Here is a 19,135-nt window from a genome sequence, read left to right as displayed (position 1 = left end):
GATCACCTACTCCGGTCTGAGTACGCGAGCGGTAGCCCGCCCCGCGCGGCGCCGGAAGGGTGGACCTATGCGCCGACTGCTGCTGCTCGCCCCGCTGTTGCTGTTCACCGTCAGCTGCGGGGTGGTGCCGTCCTCCGAGGACGAGGCGACGGACGCCGCACGCGAGGCGGCCAGGCACGCGGGCGAAGTGCTCTACGGCCAGCGTCCGCGCACGGCGGAGGAAGTCGGGCGCTCCGCTTCCGGCATCGACGGGGTGGAGGTGATGCGGGTGACGGGTACCTCGACTCACGACGGGGACGGCATCGACGTGATCGTCCGCACCTCCGGCTCGGCGTACAACGAATGGAGCGACCCCCAAGAAGTCACCGTGCGGCGCTGTTTCGCCGTGCGGGTGTCGCCCAAGTCGGAGTGGCGTGAGGATCCCCGCGACGCGGACTGCCCGCAGGGCCCTCCGCTGACCTTCGCCCCGCCACCCGAACCGCCCCAGTTGCCCTATGAGGAACTTCGCGCGAAGCTTCCCCGGGTGCCGGAGGGCGGCCGGGTCGACGAGGCCGAGGTGCGCCGTACGCTCGCCGCCCTGGACCTGGATCCGGCAATCCGTACCGAGGTCAAGGCGGACGGCGGCCGGGTCGGCGTTCTCCTGTCGGTGAAGGGCAATGGCTTCGACCCGCAGGACTGCCTACTTGCCCGCGTGGCCCCCGGCGCCAACCAGGTGTGGGTGCCGTCCCGGATCCAGCGGATGCCAGGAGAGGGCGGTTGCTCCATCGCCAACGCCCTGGATCCGATGCCGGCACCGCACTAACGGGTCGACGCACGGAGTGCCGGCGGTGCCCCTTCAGCCGGCGGGGGAGGGCGGCCGGTCCCAGTGACGCCCAGGGCCGGCCAGAAGGTCACCGGCACGCGCGACCGGTGTTGATGCACTGGACCATGCGGTTCATCAGGCGCTCGTCGAAGACGTTGATGAAGTCGCCGTGGTCCGTGATCGGCTTGTGCATCTGCTCGGGGAAACCGTCCACCGCGTAGAAGGGGTTGGACTGCCCGTTGTCGTCGAGGCTGGGTGCGTCCACGTCGTAGACCAGACGCTGGACCAGCTGCGGGATGGCCCTCATTCCGCTCGGGCAGGCACCGGTCCTCGGGTCCGCGAACGCCACGTGCGAGCGATGGTTGGCACTGTCGGTGCTCCGACCGTCCCAGCAGCTCTGGAACTTGGACGTACGGACCAGGCTGCTGCCCTGCGGGCAGATCGGGTACTTGTCCGTCAACTGGCGGTTCTCGAAGCCGGTGCAGCTCCAGGAGGCATTCGCGTTCGCGGTGCCGTTGGTGAATGCCTTGGCGTCACCGGTGATGATCCGCAGGAACTTGGGCATCGCCACGACCTTGCCGCGCGGGCTGCCGACGAAGTTCAGGGTGACCTTCGAGGCGGTCAGAATCGTGCCGGTGTTGCCCTCGGCGCCGCCGCCGAGTTCCTGGGCGTCGAACTCCTGCTTGCCGTCCTGCAGACGGAGAACCGGCCAGTAGTACGTCGACTTGTCGCCCTGGTTGCGGCAGCTCGTCGCGGCGGCGGCGAACTCCTCGTTGGTGGTGAACGCGTCGTTGTCCTGATTGCCGACGTAGTCGTGGGTATGGTGCGCGCCGTTGTCGACGCCGGGGGCGACGATGATGTTGTCGGAGTTGTAGAGCTTGTTCTCGTTGACGCCGCACTGGGTGGTGAACCTGCCCGCGGAAGCGCCGCGCTGCTTGCGAGGGCTCTTCACATTGGGCCGGACCGTGGTGATGTCCACGAAGTCGGCGGCCACCGGGCCGTTGCCTTGGACGGCGGTGTCGCCCTGCTCCTGGCCCGGCCCCTGTTCCTGCTGGGCGTCGGTGGCGCGCAGCGTGCATGCGGCGAGGGCTTCGAGGCCCTGTGGCCTGGTGCCCGAGCGACCTATGGCGATCGCGATCCGGTCGATGGTCGCGGTGCGCCTGTCCTTCAGCGGAGCCATGATCGCGTTGTTGGCGAAGCTGCGGTCCTGCTGGATGGCCTTGGCCGAACTTCGAAGCTTCTGGTACGCCTCGGACACCTGCTTGTCGAGCAGCGCGAGTTCCCTGTCGACCTGCGTCCTGGCCCGCTCGGGGACCGAGGTCAGTTTGGCCCCGACATCAGGGCAGCTGATGGTGGTGGCCCCGCCTGCCGGATCGGCCGGGCCCTGGGTCGCACGTTTCGTGGAGTTGCCGTTCGCGCTCTCGTGGGCTGAGGCATACACGTTGACCGCGATCAGCGCTCCCGCTCCAAGGGCCAGACCTGCCGTGGCGGCGATGGCGCGCTGTGTTGTCTTCGACCGCTTGCGAGTGTTGTGTCGCATGGGATTCCTCTGAGGTGGTCGGCCGTCAGGTGTCTCGGCGGCCTGGGGTGCTCAGAGTTACGGGTGGGGTGAGTGTGAGGGCGGGGCGTTGGGTGTCATGTCATGCCTACGTAAGAAAGTGGTGGGTTCGAGCTGGACGAAGTCGGTCTCTCCTTACGGATGTCTTACATGTGGCCGACGGGCGCCGAGCGCCCCTGGGCGGCCGCCTAGCTTGAGCCGATGCGATCCCTCCGTACCTTGCGCGTGATGCTCTTGGTGACCGCTGCTCCGCTGCTGTTGGCAGGAGCCGGCTTGATGCACCCGCGACATCTGACGGCGACGACGGCGGGCCACTGGGCCGCGCTGCACATCGCCCTCCTGCCGGTCTTCCCGCTCCTTGTGCTCGGACTGCTCGTGCCCTTGTGGGGCAGGCCGCGCCCGGATGCGGAGGGAGTGCTGACGGTGCTCTGCTGGGGCGGATGTCTCTGCTTCGCCGCGTATTACTCGGGTCTCGACGCAGTGGCGGGCATATCCGCAGGAGTCGTGGTGGACCATGGTGTGCATGGGGCGGCCGGCCGACTGTTCGTCGTCGGCGATGAGTTGGGCAGGGCCGGCGCGTACGGACTGGCCGTGGCCTCGCTGGCGACCTGCAGGGCGCTGTGGCGGCGGTGCGGTGTGAGGGTGTTGCCCGGCGCCGCAGTGCTGCTCGTCTCCTGCTGGTCGTTCGTCGACAGCCACATCTTCTGGCCGAGGGGTGTGTTCACCATGCTCGGCTTCGCCGTGGCATTCGCCCTGCTGTCGGTGGCGGCACCTCGATCCGCCGAGGGCGTGCGGGAGCGAGGGCGGCCGACGAAGCGCGTTTAGGTGGCGGGGCGTTCGCCGGCCATGGAGGCTTGGCCGGCTCCGATCAACGCAAGTGGTTGTCACCGCCGGGCGCTTGCACTTCTCGAAAGCTGGTCTATACCAAGTCGTCGCGTCCCAGTATCCTCATGCGTAGACGACCCACAGCACACCGATCTCTCTCCCCCCACCCGCACCAGGTTGCGTGTTGGCGCCAGCGGCACCGCGCGACGAGCCTCGGCAGCAGCGCGACCTGATTCACCGCCTCCAGGAGGAACACGGTGAGAGTTCGCACCAGAAGCACGGCGATCATCGGCACGGTCTGTCTCATCGCTTCCCTCGCGCTCACCGCGGCGTCAGCCGATGAGCCGTCCGCCGCACGTCAGGCGTCCAAGGTCACTCTCAAGAACGTGGCCACGGCACAGAACCCGACGGCAGGCGTCGCCGGTCCCGGAGGGAAGCTCTGGATCGCCGAACGCCCGGGCACCGTAAGGACATTGGACAGCAAGGGGCTCAGCAAGCCTGTCCTCGACATATCCGCCGAGACCACCACCGACGGCGAACGAGGACTGCTGGGCATCGCGTTCGACAAGAAGTTCGCGCACTTCTACATCTCGTTCACGAACCTCGAAGGCACCAGCACCGTCGACGAGTTCGCCGTGCGCAACGGCAAGATCCAGCCGCAGACCCGGCGTACGGTCATCACCCAGACCCAGCCGTACCCGAACCACAACGGCGGCGACATCAAGATCGGCCCCGACGGCTACCTCTACATCGCACTCGGGGACGGCGGCTCGGGCGGAGACCCGCACGGCAACGGCCAGAACCTCGACACACTGCTCGGCAAGCTCCTGCGGATCGACCCGAGGGGCGGCAAGCCGTACGCCATCCCGCCGGACAACCCCTTCGTGAACGACCCGAAGGCGAAGGACGAGATCTGGGCATACGGGCTGCGCAACCCATGGCGGTTCTCCTTCGACGCCGGCACCGGTGACCTCTTCATCGGCGACGTCGGCCAGAACGACTGGGAGGAGGTCGACTGGGCGCCGGCGAGCAGCAAGGGCGGCGAGAACTACGGCTGGGGCCAGATGGAGGGAACCCATCCCTTCCGGGGCGGCACGGAACCGGCGAACCATGTGCCGCCGGTCCACGAGTACGACCGCGCCAACTTCGCATGTTCGGTGATCGGCGGCTACGTCTACCGGGGCAAGGCGATCCCGTCCCTCAAGGGTCAGTACGTGTTCAGTGACTACTGCGACGGCACCGTACGCTCCCTGCAGATGAAGCACGGCAAGGTGACCGCCGTGAACGACCTCGGAGCCAACGGCGGCGAGGTCATCTCCTTCGCCCAGGCCGGCAACGGCGAACTGTATGTGCTCGCCATTGGCGGCAGCGTCTTCCGGGTCGACCCGGCGTAGCAATCACCGGCAGGAGCGCTGCGCAACCAGTGTGATCGTGCGGCTGTTACCCCCTGTAGCCGCAGGCTGGTCAGCCGGATGCGGCGGAAAGGATCACGTCCACGAGCCTGTCCGCCGCATCCGGCCTCCCGTGCGCCCGGGCCCGCCGCGCCATCTCTTCCCGCCGCGCGGGATCGGCGAGGAGTGGGCCCACCGCGTCTCGCAGATGGTCTCCGGTGACGTCGCCCAGGAGAGCGATGGCGGCACCGGACTCCTCCAAGTGGCGTGCGTTGTGCGCCTGTTCGTTGCCCGCTGAGGAGGCGAGCGGGATGAACACGGCCGGTTTGCCCAGTGCGGTCAGCTCGGCCAGGGTTCCGGCCCCACTCCTGGACACGAGGACGTCCGCGAGAGCGAGTACATCGGGCAGCTCCGGGCCCACGAACCCGGCGAGGTGGTACCGGCCGGCCGACCCCGCTGGCAGGGTCGCCGCGTACTGCCGCAGCTCCCCGGCGTTGTCCGGACCGCACTGGTGGATCACGTTCGCCCTCTCCAGCAGCCAGGGCAGGGCATCCCGTACGACGCCGTTGATCTGCTGAGACCCCTGCGCGCCGCCCGTGACGTAGACCGTCGGCAGCCGACGGTCGAAGCCGTGAAGCCCCAGAGCCTGCACCGCCTTGTCCGCCTGGCCGGTCAGCACCTCCGGCCGGATCGGGTTGCCGGTGACTACCGCGGCGCCGCGTACCTCCTGCGGTAGGAGAGGCAGGGTCGACTCGGAGGACACTGCGATCCGGGTCGCCGAACCGGCCAGTTTTCGGTTGGCGAGGCCGAGGCGCACGGTCTGTTCGTGCAGGACCAGCGGACGCCGGCACATACGCGCGGCCAGTCCCGCGGGAACGGCGACGTAGCCGCCCGTGGCGAGGACCACGTCCGGCTCGAAGCGGGAGATGATCTTCCTTGCCTGAGCCACGCCGAGCGGCACGCGTGCCATATCCCGCACGTTCGCTGCCGACATCATCTTCAGCGGGTTGCTCGAACGGCGGATCTTGCCCGTGGCCACTGTGGCGAACGCGATTCCCTCGGCCGGCGCAATGCGTGCTTCCAAGCCCTCGGCCGTGCCGATCCACAGCACATCGAGGGCCTTGCCCTCCGCCGCGAGCCGGTTCTGCAACGTGCGGACCGCAGTGAGCGCCGGGTACGTGTGACCGCCGGTGCCTCCTCCGGTGACGATGAGGCGGAAGACGTCGGGGTTACTTGGTTCGTTCTTCACTCGGCGCACCCTATTGGTTGAGCGAGGGCGAGCCTCTGATCCGCCAATTCCCCAAGGGTGTAGGGCAGGATTTGGTCGATGGGAAAACGCGTTGGCCGGCCGCCGCCGAGCTGCGACGATGCAGCTGATTTCTCATGTGGAGGGGGCCGTTGTTCGTTTTCGCCTGCGCAGAGTGTGATGCCGCGCTGACCGTCCCCTTGTCTCAAGTCGCCCTTCCGGCCCATGCACGTCAGACGTACGGGGACGGGGCCCAGCTTCCGGTGCTCATGAAGTCAGGCACGTTTGCCGTGGATCCCGATCCATGGGGAGGGCCGTGGCGGATGTGGGACGAGCTCGAACCGGGCGAGGCGGAGGCCCGCGGCATCTACGCGCCGGTCCACGCCCTGTCCGACAGTGCGCCAGGGGCGTTTGTCATCGCGCCCGGCGATGTCCGCGGAACCCGGATGATCCCCGAGATGCGCGGTGGCGCCTGCTGCGGCCTCGACGGGGCCGACGGGCCCAACATGGCCTGCGAGACGTGCGACCTGCCGGTGGCGACCAGGATCGACGACTGCTCCCTCTGGCGGGCAGTGCGGCTCAGCCCAGACGCGGTGCGCCGCGTCCGCGTGGAAGGTGCCCACCCTCCTCCGCTTTCCTGGACGGAGCTGACCGAGCAGGGGGCGAGCACGCCACCGTTCGAGCCGATTTCCACGTGGGGAGGACGGTTCGGCACGAGCCACTACTGGTCGTGGAGTCCGCAATGGGAGGCGGCGGCCGGCCATGCGCTCGCCCACCTGCTGGCGGCCTCCGAAGGACAGCCGGTGACAGTCCCCACGGGTCTTACCGCGGACGTGTTCCAACGAGCGCTCGACGCCCTGCTGCCCGTTGGCCCGGCGAAGCGACGCGCCGTCCTGGCTGGACCCGGACGGCCCACCCCTGACGCGGGCGTCGACATCCTCCTCGTACCGGTCCATCCACAGACAGGCCGAACCTGGGCGCCCGACGGCACGGCAACATCCGCATACCGGGTGCCGCTGCCGCTGGGCGTGTGGCTTTGGCTGGTCTCTGCTCAGCCGTACTTGCCGGTTCCCGCGACGGGAAGGCTGCCCGACGACGTCCTCCGCGACGAGCCACTGGCGCCGCGCCCCAACTACCTGTTCCGGGCCGATTGGGGAACGTTCCAGCACACCCTGGTGAGGCTTCGAGCCGTTCGCAGTCCGTGGCTCCGCACGATTCTTGAGAGCCTTCCCCAGGACGGAACGGCTGACTTCTTCTAGCTGCCGGGGATTTTGGGAGATGCTCCGGGAGTCAGCATCACCGCAGACGCGTGTCGGGGGACACCGGGCCGTCAGAGTCAGGCGACCAGTTCGGCGATGCTTCGGGCTGCCAGCCACAGGCCGAAGAGCAGGGCGAGAGTGACGATCAGTTGTTCCTGGTGCTGTTCCAACCAGGTCCGCAGGGCGTTCAAGCGGGCGTTCGCGACTGCGGGCGCCCAGACCACGTACAGCTCCATGGCGATCAGGCTGAGCGTGGCCAGCAGGCAGTAGCCGGTCAGGGCGAGCCAGTCGGCGAGGGTGGAGAGGTCGGCGTCGACGGCGGTCGCGGCGCCGGCGCCGACCAGTGCCCAGGGTTGGAACACCCATGCCAGGCCGCCTGCCGTGACCGTGGAGATGTCGTCGATCCGGGCGGTCCAGCGTGGCGGGCTGTGCGGGCGCGGTGGTCGGCGGTAGCGGTATGCGCTGTACAGCACCAGCGCCAGGCCGATGGTGAGCTTCGCAGCGGTCGCCGCAGTCGAGGGCGCGCTGTGACGAGCGGGGGGCTCACCACCGGTCAGCAGCAACACACAGGCAATCACGACGATCAGGTTGGCCAGCCACGACAACAAGAACGCCAGGCCCAGGCGAACGCCGTGCCGCGAGGAGAGCAGCAGGATGAAGGCGCTGTTGTGCAGAGGCCCCAGGGTGATGGCCGTACCTATGACGACCAGGTCGAGGGCCATCGGATCAGCCGTTCCCGGGTGTCAGGGCGAGCGTCACTGGGGGCACCGAATGCTCCGCCGGACAGACATTCTCGGATCCCGTCAGGAAGGAGCCACCGGGAAGCCGCCCCATACTCCGGGGCAGCGCCGAGGATGGGCCCTGGGCCGTCGTCGTCATGACAACGACGGTGCACCAACGCAACCAGGGTGCTGCAGCGACACGCCCAGGTGGGAGCTTCCTCGTCGCCACCGACCACGCAGCGCGAGGGACGGATACCCCCGGCCCACACCGTCTCCGTCCGCCACCTGGGGATGCTGCCGGCCGGTCACAACCGGAGGGTGAACCAGGTGGTCTTGCCTCGTTCGTCCGGGCGGACTCCCCAGCTGTCGGCGACTGCGTCTACGAGGATCAGGCCGCGCCCGGATTCGTCGTCCTGGGCGGCGAGCCGCGGCTGGGGGAGGTGGGGGCTGAGGTCGCTGATCTCGATGGCGAGTTCGGTGGTGGTGCGGCGTAGGTGGAGGACGAGCGGGCCCTCGGCATGCTGGACCGCGTTGGTGAGGATCTCGGAGACCAGCAGCCTCGCGTCGTCGGCCGCGGACGCGCACTCCCACGCGGTGAGGTTGTCGACGACGAACGAGCGACCCGCGGGTACCGAGGAGGCCTCGGCCGGCAGCTCCACGGAGGCTGCGGCCAGCGGCGCGGCGGGGAGCTGGGCCAGGAGCAGGGTGACGTCGTCGTCATGGCCCTCCGGGTCCGGCAGCAGGGCGGCGAGTACGTGGTCGGCGGTGGCCTCGAGGCGGCGCGTGCGGGTGAAGGCGCTGGCGAGGGTCGTGCTGAGCTTGTCGATCTCGTCCTCGATGTCGCTGCCGGGCGTCTCGACCAGGCCGTCGGTGTACAGCACGAGAGTGGCTCCGGGCGGGATGGCCGCGTCGGTTTGCTGGTAGAGGATGTCGCCGACACCGAGAGGCGCGTTCACGGGGGAGAGGAGCCGGTGGACACCGTCGCCAGGAGTCGCGACGAGGGCGGGCAGGTGGCCGGCCGAGCAGACTGTCACGGATCCGGAGTCCGGGGCGATGACCAGGTAGCAGCAGGTGACGAGCTGGTCGGGGACATCGAGGTCGGCGACGACCGCGTCCAGAGCCTGCATGAGCTGGCGAGGCTGCATGCCGGTCTTGGCCAAAGCATGGGCGGCGGAACGCAACTGGCCCATGACGGAGGCCGCTTCCAGGCCTCGGCCCATGACGTCGCCGATCAGGATGCCCACCCGGCCGGCGCCGAGCGGGATCAGGTCGAACCAGTCGCCGCCCACGCCCGGCCCCTGGGTGGCGGGCCGGTAGCGGCTCGCGGCCTCCAGGCCGGGGATGGCGGGCGGGGTGCCCATCAGACTGCGCTGAAGGGTGAGGGCGATGTGCTTCTGCTGCTCGTACAGGGCGGTGAGTTCGGCCTCGGCCCGCTTGCGGTCGCTGATGTCGCGGATGATGGCGCAGGCACCGATGACCCTACGGTCGGGGCTGTACGTGGGCCACAGGGTGACGTCCACGTCGAGCGCGGCGCCGGTACTGGTGAGACGGAGCGTTTCGAAGTGCTCTATTTTCTCGCCCTTGCGCAGCCGCTCCAGCAGCAGGGTGATCTCGTCCTTGCGCTCGGGCGGCGCCAGCATGGACACGTGCCGGCCGATGGCTTCCTCGGCCGAATAGCCGTACAGCTGCTGGGCGGCGACGTTCCAGTAGGTGATGCGGCCGTCGAGGGTCTTGGCGAGGATGGCGTCCTGGGAGGACTCCACGAGCGCGGCGAGCTCGTTGATCCGCGCCTCGGCGGCCTTGCGTTCGCTGACGTCGCGGACCGCGGCGGAGACGAGGAGACCGTCCGCGGTCTCCAGCGGACTGAGACTGATCTCGACGGGGAACTCGCTGCCGTCCTTGCGCAGCCCGTGGAGTTCGAGTCCGGCGCCCATGGGGCGGACCTGCCGGGTGGCGGCGTACCCCTCGCGGTGCTGGGTGTGGTGGGCGTGGAAGCGGTACGGGATGAGCAACTCCACGGGATGTTCGAGGAGTTCGTCGCGTCGGTAGCCGAAGAGGACTTCGGTCTGGGCGTTGACGAGTTTGATGATTCCGGTGTCGTCGACGATCACCATCGCGTCCGGGGCCGACTCCAGCAGGCCGCGGAACCGTTCCTCGGCGGCCTTGCGTTCGCTGACGTCGCGGACGGCGGCGGAGACGAGAAGTCCGTCGGGAGTCTCGAGCGGGCTGAGGCTGATCTCGACCGGGAACTCGCTGCCGTCCCTGCGCAGTCCGTGGAGTTCGTGTCCGGCGCCCATGGGGCGTACCTGCCGGGTGGCGGCGTACCCGTCGCGGTGGGCGGCGTGCTGGGCGCGGAACCTTCCGGGAATCAGCATTTCCACGGGGTGTTCGAGGAGTTCGTCGCGTCGGTAGCCGAAGAGGACTTCGGTCTGGGCGTTGACGAGTTTGATGATTCCGGTGTCATCGACGATCACCATCGCGTCCGGAGCCGCCTCCAGCAGGCTCCGGAACCGGTCCTCGGCCGTCCCGGGTTGGTCCGCACCGGGCGCGACGTCGCGTCGACCGTTCGACCGCTCGGTGGTACCAGCGCCGTCGCTTGACGCCGACGCGATTACGTTGCTCATAGCGGCCCCAACTGCCTGACGGATTGCACGGAATGCAGCGAATCGCGCCATCCCAGCGCATCCCGGTCGCAGCCGCCCTCGCCTGACGCCTACTGGCTCTTCAACGGCCGTACTTGCCCGCATGCGATCGGTCGCTTCACCAGCGTGGCGGAACGGAAAGCGCCGCCATGTCCGAGGGTGAGTTAGAAGGGCCCGGCAAGTGCTCGACCAGTCCGCTTTACGGCATGAAATTCTCGGAGGCCAGAAGGGTAATGAAGCCGCGGCGCGCCTCAGCGGTTCTTGAGGTCCCGGATGAGTAGATCGGCTGCCGCCAGCTTCCGTGCACTGTCCGCCAGTTCATCGGTGAGCCGGGTGATCTCCTTCGACAGGGTGCCGCGGACCGCTTCCATCTCTGCCTCGATCCGCTCCCGGGTCAGGGTCTCGTAGCGGCCCCATTCGTATGTGTTGCTGTGCTGCCAGGTGAGGATCTCGTTCTGCTCCTCGACCAGGGCCAGCCTTTCGGTCGGGATCTCGTTGAGCCGCTGACGCAGTTCCCGCACCTGCCGGTCCAGCCGGAGACGATCCCGCTCCAGCTTTCCGATCTTCCGTTTCAGTTCGGCGTGGTCGGCGCGCTGCTGTCCGAGTTCTCTCTCCAGCTCGCGCAGCTCCGCTTCGACCTGCGCCTTCTCGTCGAGGAGTTCGCGGAACTCGTCGCGCGCCCTGTCTTCGTACGTCTTGAGGTCGGCCAGGATCTCCTGGAGCCCCTCCTTCGCGGCCTCCAACTGGTGGCTGGAGGCGTCGCGGGGCGGACGTTCGTACTCGATGCTCGGGCTGGCGGGGAGCGAATACGACGCCGGCTGTTCCTGCTGGACCTGCCTTCGCTGTTTCTCCAGGCGGGCCAGGCGGTTCCACCTCTCGGCCCAATCGGCGAGGCGAGGGTCGTCGTGGCTGATCCGGACCGTTTCCTTGTTGTCTCCGCAGGCGACCAGGACGCGGACCAGAGCGATCAGGAACTCGCGTTTCGGCAGGCGTTTTCCATGCAGCGCGTCATTCACGGTGGATTTCGGCAGAGTGACGGACACCGCGCGTTTGCTGATCTCCGAGTGACTCGGACGGCCCGCCGCTATGTGAAGGTCGCTCAACTGCTCCGCGAAGGCCGCGAGTTCGTCTTCGTACGCACCGTTCACACATCCCCCTGCCGCAGCTCGGGCCCCATGCTAGGACCAGGTCGACGGCTTTCGCGGGGCATTCGCCCCACTCGCTCCCACCCTGCCGGTCCCTTCCCAGACCTTCCGATCCCTTCCGGTCCGCTCCGGCTTCGGACGATCGGTGCCGGGTCCTTCCGGTGCGCTCGCTCGCCGCGGGGCCGGCCGCTGGACTGGTCGGCATGAGCGATGAAGAGAAGCACGAGACACGGATCGTCGAACTGGCCGCGCTGCTCGTCCTCCTGGGGCTGTCGGCCGCCGTGTACGTATGGGCCGGGCCAGCGGCCCTGACCGCCGTGAGTGGCGTGGGGGCGGGGCTGTTCGCCACTTGGCGGTCCCAGCCCCGCCCACCACGTCGTTGAAGCGCCGTCCCGCGCGGAGTGCTACCTGCGGGTGACGGCGTAGCCCTTCAGGTCACCGAAGCGCCGTCCCGTGCGGCGTGCTACTTGAGAGTGACGGCGTAGATCTGCACTCGGGCATCGTTCGGCAGGCCGACAGAGCGCACCGTCTTCGAGGCATCAAGGTCGGCGGACGCACCGAACAGCCGCACCGGCGGACCGTCCACACCCTGCCCGCGCTTGATCCGGTGCGGCATCTCCAGCACCACCGAGCTGCCCTGCGGTGTCGATCCCGCCCAGTCGCCCACGGTCACGGGCACCTCGGCGGTGCTGCCGTCGGTGTAGCGGACGGTGAGCGCAGTCGTCGCCGGACCGTGGTGGGCCACGGCGACCAGGCGCAGCGCGCCGTACGACCCGGCCGGGAGCAGCATGGACTGACCGCGAGCCTCGACGAAGTTCAGGGCCGTCCCGGACGGGTCGGGAGCGTCGTACGTAACGCCGCCCCAGTCGACCGGACCCGCCGCAGGCAGCAGATCACCGTCGAAGCTCCAGCCCCCTCCGTCGAAGTCGCCCTCGTCGGACGCCGCGACAGTCGCCGTACCGTCGTGGTTCACCTCCTTGCGGAGATCGACGGCGCACACCTCACCAACTCCTTCCGCGCAGCGGGCCGCCGCGCGTATCTCGATGGTCGCGAGGCGTTCCACGGGTTTCACACCCTTCGCGCTCGCCGTGATCCGCACGGTGTACGTACCCGGCGCGGTGTTGGCCGGCACACTCACGTCGACCGCTGCCGTCCGCTGGACGGGAAGCCGATCGGACGTGAGCGACAAGGACGCGGGCGACTTCGCGGTCCAGCCACTGGGAGCCTTCGCCGCCACGTCCACCCGCAGGGTGCCGGGGGACTGGCCCAGCACGTCCATCTGGAGACGGACATTCTGAGCCCTGTCGGCCGTCGGCAGGACATCGGAAGACGTGCGCAGCGAGGCGTCGAGGTGGCGGCGCCCATCGGCTGGCGCGCGGTTCACGGACGGCGGTTCGGCGCCCTTGCCCGTACCCCATGTCGACGGCCGGTCGGCCATCTCGAAGGAGAGCTTTCCTCCCTTGGCGACCGCGTCCCAGTCCAGCCAGGTGGCGCTGAGGTTCGTCCCGCCGAACTTGGCCTGTCGCACGTAGCGTTGTGTGTCGCTCGTACCCGGGGCCTTGACGGTGAGCGTGCCGCCCTGCTGTTTCCCGTAGTCGCCGATGCGGATGACCGCCGAGGGGAACTGCGGACTGGAGACGGCGAGGAAGTCGCCGCCGTTGGTCGTCGGGTACAGGCCCAGGGAGGAGAAGACGTACCAGGCGGACATGGTGCCGAGGTCGTCATTGCCGGTCATGCCGTCGGGCCCGTCCGTGAAGAGCGTCATCGCGGCACGGACCACGGTGGCGGTCTTGGCGGGTGCGCCGGCCCACAGGTACATGTACGGGGAGTGCAGATCGGGCTCGTTGTTGGGGTTGTAGGTCGGCTTGCCGTAGTAGTCGTACGGTGCCGCGATCCAGTCCTCGCGAGCGGTCTTGGCGGGGTCGGCGAGGAGCTTGTCGTAGGCGAAGAAGGCGTCGAGCCGCTTCTCGGTCTCCCGCTTGCCGCCCATCAGCGAGACGAGCCCGGCCGGGTCCTGGGGCACCAGCCACTGGTACTGGTAGGCGCCGCCCTCATGGAACTGATGGCCTGCTTCGACAGGGTCGTAGGGCGTCAGCCAGGTGCCGTCGACCGTGCGCGGCCGGAACTGCTTGATGGAGGAATCCCACAGATTGCGGTACCACTGGCCGCGTGCCGCGAACAGGCGGGCGTCCGCGGTGTGCCCCAGTCCCTTGGCCATCAGGGCCAGCGACGCGTCCGCCGCCGCGTACTCCAGGGTTGCCGAGGCGGGGTGCCGGCAGTCGTTGTCGCCGCCCTTGTCGGCACAGTCCTTCCCCAGTTCGAGCCCGCTGGGCAGGTAGCCGCGCTCGCTGTACGCGGCCACCCCCGCACGGCCGTTGTAGGGGGAATCGTCCGGCGGCGTGCTCAGAGCGTTCTTCCGCAGGAGCGCGTACGCCTCCTTCTCGTACCCCGTGAGCAGGCCCTTGGACCATGCCTCGACCAGGAACGGAGTGACCGGGTCGCCGGTCATGATGTTGGTCTCGCTGTTGGCGAGCGACCAACGAGGCAGCCAGCCACCGTCCCGTCCGATCGCGACGACCGACAAGGCGACATCACGGGCGACCTTCGGCTGCAGCATCTGCAGCAACTGGTTCTGCGGCCGGTGGGTGTCCCACAGCGACAGGTTCTGATACGGCGTGAATCCCGTGGCGAGATGCGTCTTCCCGTCGAAGCCCGCATAGCGGCCGTCGACGTCCCCGGCGAGGTTCGGGTGCAGCTGCGAGTGGTAGAGCGCCGTGTAGAAGGCGCGTTGCCGCTCCTCCGACCCGCCGCCGATCCGGACGGCGTCGAGCTGCCGTTCCCAGGTCTCGTGCAGGGCCGTGCGAGTCGCGTCGAAGTCGTACGAGTCGTCCGTCTCGGCCTTGAGGTTCTGCCGGGCGCCTTCGACACCCGTGTAGGAGAGCCCCACCTTGACGACGACGTCGCGGTCGGCGGCGGCGTCGAAGGTCAGCCAGGCGCCGTTGCCGCCCTCGCCGGCCGCGTCCCGCTCACCGGGGGAGGGAGTGGTTCCGCGCCAGGTGCCGTGCGAGGCGAACGGCCTGTCGAACGTCGCCGTGAAGTAGACGGTGTGCCGGTCCTTGCCCGCGCAGAAGTTGCCCGCCTCCACGCGGCCCTCGACGGTACGGTCGCCGACGACGTGGACCTCCGAGCCGTACACCTTCTGGTTGGCCCTGCCCGTGTTGAACAGGACGTTGGCGCGGTCGGTCGAGGGAAAGGTGTAGCGCTGCCATCCCGTGCGGGGTGTGGCGGTCAGCTCGGCGTCGATCCCGTACTTCTTCAACCCGACGCGGTAGTAGCCGGGTTCGGCGTCCTCGTCGTCGTGGGAGTACGCGGAGCGGTAGACATCGGGGTCGACGCTGTCGACGGCTCCGGTCGTCGGCATCAGCGGCAGCTCGCCCATGACGGAACAGCCGACGCCGGAGAGGTGGGTCTGGCTGAACCCGAGGATCTTGTCCTGCTGGTAGTCGTAGCCTCCCTGGCCGCCGGTGTCCGGACTGACCTGAACCATGCCGAAGGGGGCACTCGCGCCGGGGAAGGTGTTGCCGAAGTTCTGGGTGCCGATGAACGGGTTGACCAGGGAGGTGAGTTGACCGGCCGCCGCCTCGGTGCCCTGGGCGACGGCCGGCGCCGGGCTCAGGGCACCGCCGGCGACGAGCAGTGCGGCAAGCACGGTTGACGCGCGGTTGCGTAGTCGGTGCAGGGGTCTGTGCATGGAGGCGGTCTCCTGTTCCTCACCCGTCATGCGCTGTACGGCATGAGAAGTGATCGGCAAGTGACGGACGCAGCGGGGGAGTTGGCTCGGCTGTACGTGCCGACGAAGGCAGGCGCTGTGCAGGTCATCGTGGTGGGCCCCTTCACAGCGCAATCAGCGGCACATGGCTGGACGGAAGCGGACTAGATCACGCTCCTGACATCGTTGTCAATGGTTCTGGCAGGAGTCCGGCGGGGGCTGCGCCGGCCCAAGCGGCCACGGGGGCCGACCTGTCGGCACCTTCGAAGTCGAGAACTACCGCCGGATCATCGCCATGAAGCTTCCGGAGTCTTGTGGGCGGACATGGCTCGCTCATAGGATCCGAATGAAGGCTCGTTGAATCGTTTCATTCCGAAGTGCGACCCAGTGAGCAGGGGAGTGGACATGCCCGGAAAATGGGACCGCAGGACCTTTCTACGCGCCACCGCGGGAACGGTTGGCACCGGAATTCCCGCCCTCTCGGCCGCGACGCCCGCATCGGCGGTGCCGGCTCTCGGGCCCCAAGCCTCGAAGGCGGACGGGACCCGCGGGCTTCGCATCACGCGCACGACCGTGGAGCACGCGGAGAACGTCCTAGGAACCGACGTGGCTCACCCCCGACTCGCCTGGGAGTTGGCGTCCTCGGGACATGGTGCGCGGCAGACCGCCTATCGCATACAGGTCAGGGCCGGCGGGGCGGGGTGGGCCGGATCGCTGGTGTGGGACTCGGGCAACGTGACGTCCGCGAACAGCGTCGGCGTGGCCTACGGCGGCCCGGCGCTGAAGCCCCGCACTCGGTACACCTGGCGGGTCAAGGTGTGGGACGGGCAGGGGAAGGCGTCGGCCTGGAGTGCGCCCCGTTGGTGGGAGACAACGTTGTCCCCCGAGGAGTGGGGCGCCAGTTGGATCGGCGTGGACAACCCCGAGCCCCTCGACTTCACGGGCGCGTCGTGGATCTGGGCGACCGGGGCGAGCGTGGAGAACGCCCCTGTGGGCACCAGATGGTTCCGGTCCCACCTGGACCTGCCAGGGGACGGCGAGGTGCTCAAGGCCACCGTGGTGGCCACCGCGGACGACGACTTCACCCTGTACCTCAACGGCCGGGAGGCGGTGCGGGCTCCGCAACAGCAGGACGGTTGGAGGAGCGGCCGGACCGCCGACGTGACAGGTGAGGTGAAGGAGGCCGCGGGTGTCGTCCTCGCCGTCAGCGCCACCAACCGTGCCGGCGCCTCGGTCAACCCCGCGGGGCTGCTGGTCCGACTGCGGGTGGAGACGTCGACGGGACGGACGTACGAACTCCTCAGCGACGCCGGATGGCGAGTGACGGACACGGAGCAACAGGGCTGGCAAGAGCCGGAGTTCGACGACTCCGCGTGGCATCCGGCGGTCGTGCTCGCCCCGTACGGCCAAGGCCCCTGGGGTACGGGCGTGAGTGTCGCCGTGCCGGAGCAGCCGTCCCCGCTCCTGCGCAGGGAGTTCGAGGTACCGGGCCGGGTGAGCCGAGCCAGGCTCTACATCAGCGGCCTGGCCTACTACGAGGCGCGGATCAACGGCCGACGCGTGGGACGACAGGTGCTCGACCCCGGCTTCACCGACTACGACGAGACCGTGCTGTACACCGTGCACGACGTCACGGAACTCCTGCGCCGCGGCGCCAACGCCATCGGGGTGAGCCTGGGCCGCGGGTTCTTCGGCATGACGACCCCGAACGTCTGGAACTGGCACCGGCCGCCGTGGCACTCCGAACCGCGCCTCATCGCCCGCCTGGAGATCGAGCACCCAGACGGCTCCCGCACGGCACTCGTCACCGATGACGAGTGGCGGATCACCGAGGGGCCCACACTCTCCAACTCCCTCTACGCAGGCGAGACATACGACGCCCGCCGCGAACCGGGACCGTGGACCAGCCCCGGCTTCGACGACTCCACCTGGCGCACGGCCACGGTACAGAGCGCTCCGAAGGGAAGCCTGCGCGCGCAACCTCACGACGGAATCGAGGTCATCGACTCCTTCAACCCCGAGAGGACCACCCGGCTCGCTCCCGGGGTGCACCTGGTGGACATGGGCCGCACGATGGCCGGCTGGGCCCGGATCACGGTGCGCAACCTCCCCGAGGGCACCAGCCTCCAACTCACCTACGGGGAGAAGCTGAAGCCCGACGGAAGCGTGTCGGCCGAGACGTCACACGTCCCGGGCCGTTTCCAGCGCGACGAGTACATCTGCGCCGGCCGAGAGGAGGAGACCTGGGAGCCCGCCTTCTCCTACAAGGGCTTCCGGTACGTCCAGGTCAGCGGCCTGCCCGAGACGTCCGACGACGCGTGGCGGATCCTCGGCCGCCAGGTGCACACCCCACTGGAAGAGGTCAGCTCCTTCGCCTGCTCGGAGCCCTTCTACGAATGGCTCGACCGGGCCATGCGGCGGACCGTGCTGAACAACATGCACGGCATTCCGACCGACACCCCGATGTACGAGAAGAACGGCTGGACCGGCGACGCCCAACTCGGCACACCGGTGATGACCTACGCGTTCGCCATGCACCGCATGCTCTCCAAATGGCTGGGCGACCTCGCCGACAGCCAGACGGACGACGGCCAACTACCGGTCATCGTGCCGAGCGGCGGCTGGGGCTACGGCGACCTCGGGCCCTCGCCCGAGTGGACGACCGTGTACCCGTTCCTCATCCGGGAGTTCTACCGGGTGTACGGCGACGAGCATGCGGCGCGCGAGCACTGGACGACACTCACCCGGTACCTGGACTGGGAGCTGTCCCGGTTGCGCGACGGCCTCGCCGTCACGGCACTGGGCGACTACCTCGCCCCCGGCTACGGCGGCAATCCCCCGGAGGACACCCGGCTGACCGCTACCGCCTACCTCTACCGGGCGCTGCTGGACACCGCCGAGATGGGGGAGGTGCTCGGCGCCGACGACGTGGTGACGCGCTACCGGAAGGCCGCCGAGCAACTGAAGACAGCCCTCAACGCGGCGTTCCTGGGCGCGGACGGCCACTACCGGACCGCCAAGGACCCCGACTACCGCCAGACCTCCAACGCGATTCCGCTCGCCTTCGGCCTCGTACCGGACAACGCCCGCGACTCCGTCTTCGCCAGCCTGGTGCGGGACGTCGAACGCCGCGGCAACCACCTCAACACCGGCGCGCTGGGCACGAGCGTGCTGCTGCGGGTGCTGTGCGCGCACGGAAGGCCGGACCTGGCCCACGCCGTGGCGACGCAGCGCACCTACCCCGGTTGGGGCTACTGGCACGACAACGGGGCGGACACCATGTGGGAGATGTGGCCGCTCGACTCCCGCTCCCGCGACCACTACTTCCAGGGCACCGCGGCCCAGTGGCTCTACGAGAACGTGGCAGGCCTGCGGCCCGGTGACGCCGGCTACGCGACGTTCACCGTACGACCCGACGCCCGGACCGGCGTGGACTGGGCCCGTACGTCCATGCGCACCGTCCGGGGAACCGCGGGCGTCGCCTGGTCACAGACGGCGAGCGGCTTCTCGATGGAGGTGCGGGTGCCGGTGGGCGCGATCGCGGAGGTCCACGTTCCCGCGGCGAGCCGCGAGGAGGTGACGGCACCTGACGGTGCCCGGCATCTGCGTACGGACGGCGGGTTCGCCATCTACCGGGTGCCGCACGGGACGTGGCGATTCACGAGCTGACGGGGGGCGGGCAGCAGGGCCCTCAGCGCGAGTCGGCGGGGAACACAGGTCAGCCCTTGATGGCGCTGCTGAGTGCGCTCGGCCTGAGGCTTCGCGGCACGATGGCG

Annotated in this window: 12 protein-coding genes; 6 read left to right on the top strand and 6 right to left on the bottom strand. The window is 68.9% G+C overall.

All coding sequences use genetic code 11. The features are described 5' to 3' along the window. The first annotated feature begins 67 nt into the window (after positions 1-67). The gene (locus CP983_RS00815; protein ID WP_150498107.1) at positions 68-802 is read left to right on the top strand and encodes a translation initiation factor IF-2; all 735 of its coding nucleotides are present in this window, start codon (positions 68-70) and stop codon (positions 800-802) included. Positions 803-890: 88 nt separating this feature from the next. Here CP983_RS00815 and CP983_RS00810 read toward each other — a convergent pair whose 3' ends face one another. Continuing rightward, a complete protein-coding gene (locus tag CP983_RS00810; RefSeq protein WP_150498106.1) occupies positions 891-2,342 on the bottom strand; it encodes a DUF1996 domain-containing protein in 1,452 nt (483 codons plus the stop codon). A 294-nt stretch (positions 2,343-2,636) separates the two neighbouring features. Between CP983_RS00810 and CP983_RS00805 the strand changes: the two genes are divergently transcribed. Then, a complete protein-coding gene (locus tag CP983_RS00805) occupies positions 2,637-3,185 on the top strand; it encodes a hypothetical protein (RefSeq protein ID WP_229914596.1) in 549 nt (182 codons plus the stop codon). A 257-nt stretch (positions 3,186-3,442) separates the two neighbouring features. Continuing rightward, a complete protein-coding gene (locus CP983_RS00800) occupies positions 3,443-4,579 on the top strand; it encodes a PQQ-dependent sugar dehydrogenase (protein WP_150498104.1) in 1,137 nt (378 codons plus the stop codon). A 70-nt stretch (positions 4,580-4,649) separates the two neighbouring features. Here the strand turns inward: CP983_RS00800 and CP983_RS00795 are convergent, their stop codons facing one another. Further along, complete coding sequence (locus CP983_RS00795) at positions 4,650-5,825, bottom strand: UDP-N-acetylglucosamine--N-acetylmuramyl-(pentapeptide) pyrophosphoryl-undecaprenol N-acetylglucosamine transferase (protein WP_150498103.1); 1,176 nt, start codon at positions 5,823-5,825, stop codon at positions 4,650-4,652. Between the two features lie 149 nt (positions 5,826-5,974). Here CP983_RS00795 and CP983_RS00790 point away from each other — a divergent pair, with 149 nt between their 5' ends. Then, positions 5,975-7,081, top strand: coding sequence for a hypothetical protein (locus CP983_RS00790; protein WP_150498102.1), 1,107 nt, complete (start codon positions 5,975-5,977; stop codon positions 7,079-7,081). Between the two features lie 77 nt (positions 7,082-7,158). Here the strand turns inward: CP983_RS00790 and CP983_RS00785 are convergent, their stop codons facing one another. From CP983_RS00785 to CP983_RS00775, 3 genes are all read right to left on the bottom strand, one after another. After that, positions 7,159-7,803, bottom strand: coding sequence for a GAP family protein (locus CP983_RS00785; protein ID WP_150498101.1), 645 nt, complete (start codon positions 7,801-7,803; stop codon positions 7,159-7,161). Positions 7,804-8,108: 305 nt separating this feature from the next. Further along, the gene (locus CP983_RS00780; protein ID WP_189748385.1) at positions 8,109-10,427 is read right to left on the bottom strand and encodes a SpoIIE family protein phosphatase; all 2,319 of its coding nucleotides are present in this window, start codon (positions 10,425-10,427) and stop codon (positions 8,109-8,111) included. A 269-nt stretch (positions 10,428-10,696) separates the two neighbouring features. Beyond that, positions 10,697-11,593: a hypothetical protein gene (locus CP983_RS00775; protein ID WP_150498100.1), complete on the bottom strand. Its 897-nt coding sequence runs from the start codon at positions 11,591-11,593 to the stop codon at positions 10,697-10,699. Positions 11,594-11,793: 200 nt separating this feature from the next. Here CP983_RS00775 and CP983_RS00770 point away from each other — a divergent pair, with 200 nt between their 5' ends. Continuing rightward, complete coding sequence (locus CP983_RS00770; RefSeq protein ID WP_150498099.1) at positions 11,794-11,973, top strand: hypothetical protein; 180 nt, start codon at positions 11,794-11,796, stop codon at positions 11,971-11,973. An 80-nt stretch (positions 11,974-12,053) separates the two neighbouring features. Here CP983_RS00770 and CP983_RS00765 read toward each other — a convergent pair whose 3' ends face one another. Beyond that, positions 12,054-15,341: a GH92 family glycosyl hydrolase gene (locus tag CP983_RS00765; protein WP_150498098.1), complete on the bottom strand. Its 3,288-nt coding sequence runs from the start codon at positions 15,339-15,341 to the stop codon at positions 12,054-12,056. 423 nt (positions 15,342-15,764) lie between these two features. Between CP983_RS00765 and CP983_RS00760 the strand changes: the two genes are divergently transcribed. Continuing rightward, positions 15,765-19,028, top strand: coding sequence for a family 78 glycoside hydrolase catalytic domain (locus tag CP983_RS00760; RefSeq protein ID WP_150498097.1), 3,264 nt, complete (start codon positions 15,765-15,767; stop codon positions 19,026-19,028). Positions 19,029-19,135: the final 107 nt, after the last annotated feature.

Origin of the sequence: Streptomyces chartreusis (assembly GCF_008704715.1) — a bacterium.
In the GTDB taxonomy this organism is placed as follows: Bacteria; Actinomycetota; Actinomycetes; order Streptomycetales; family Streptomycetaceae; genus Streptomyces; species Streptomyces chartreusis.
Note: the sequence above shows the minus strand (reverse complement) of the source record. Positions and strands in the feature narration are given on the sequence as shown.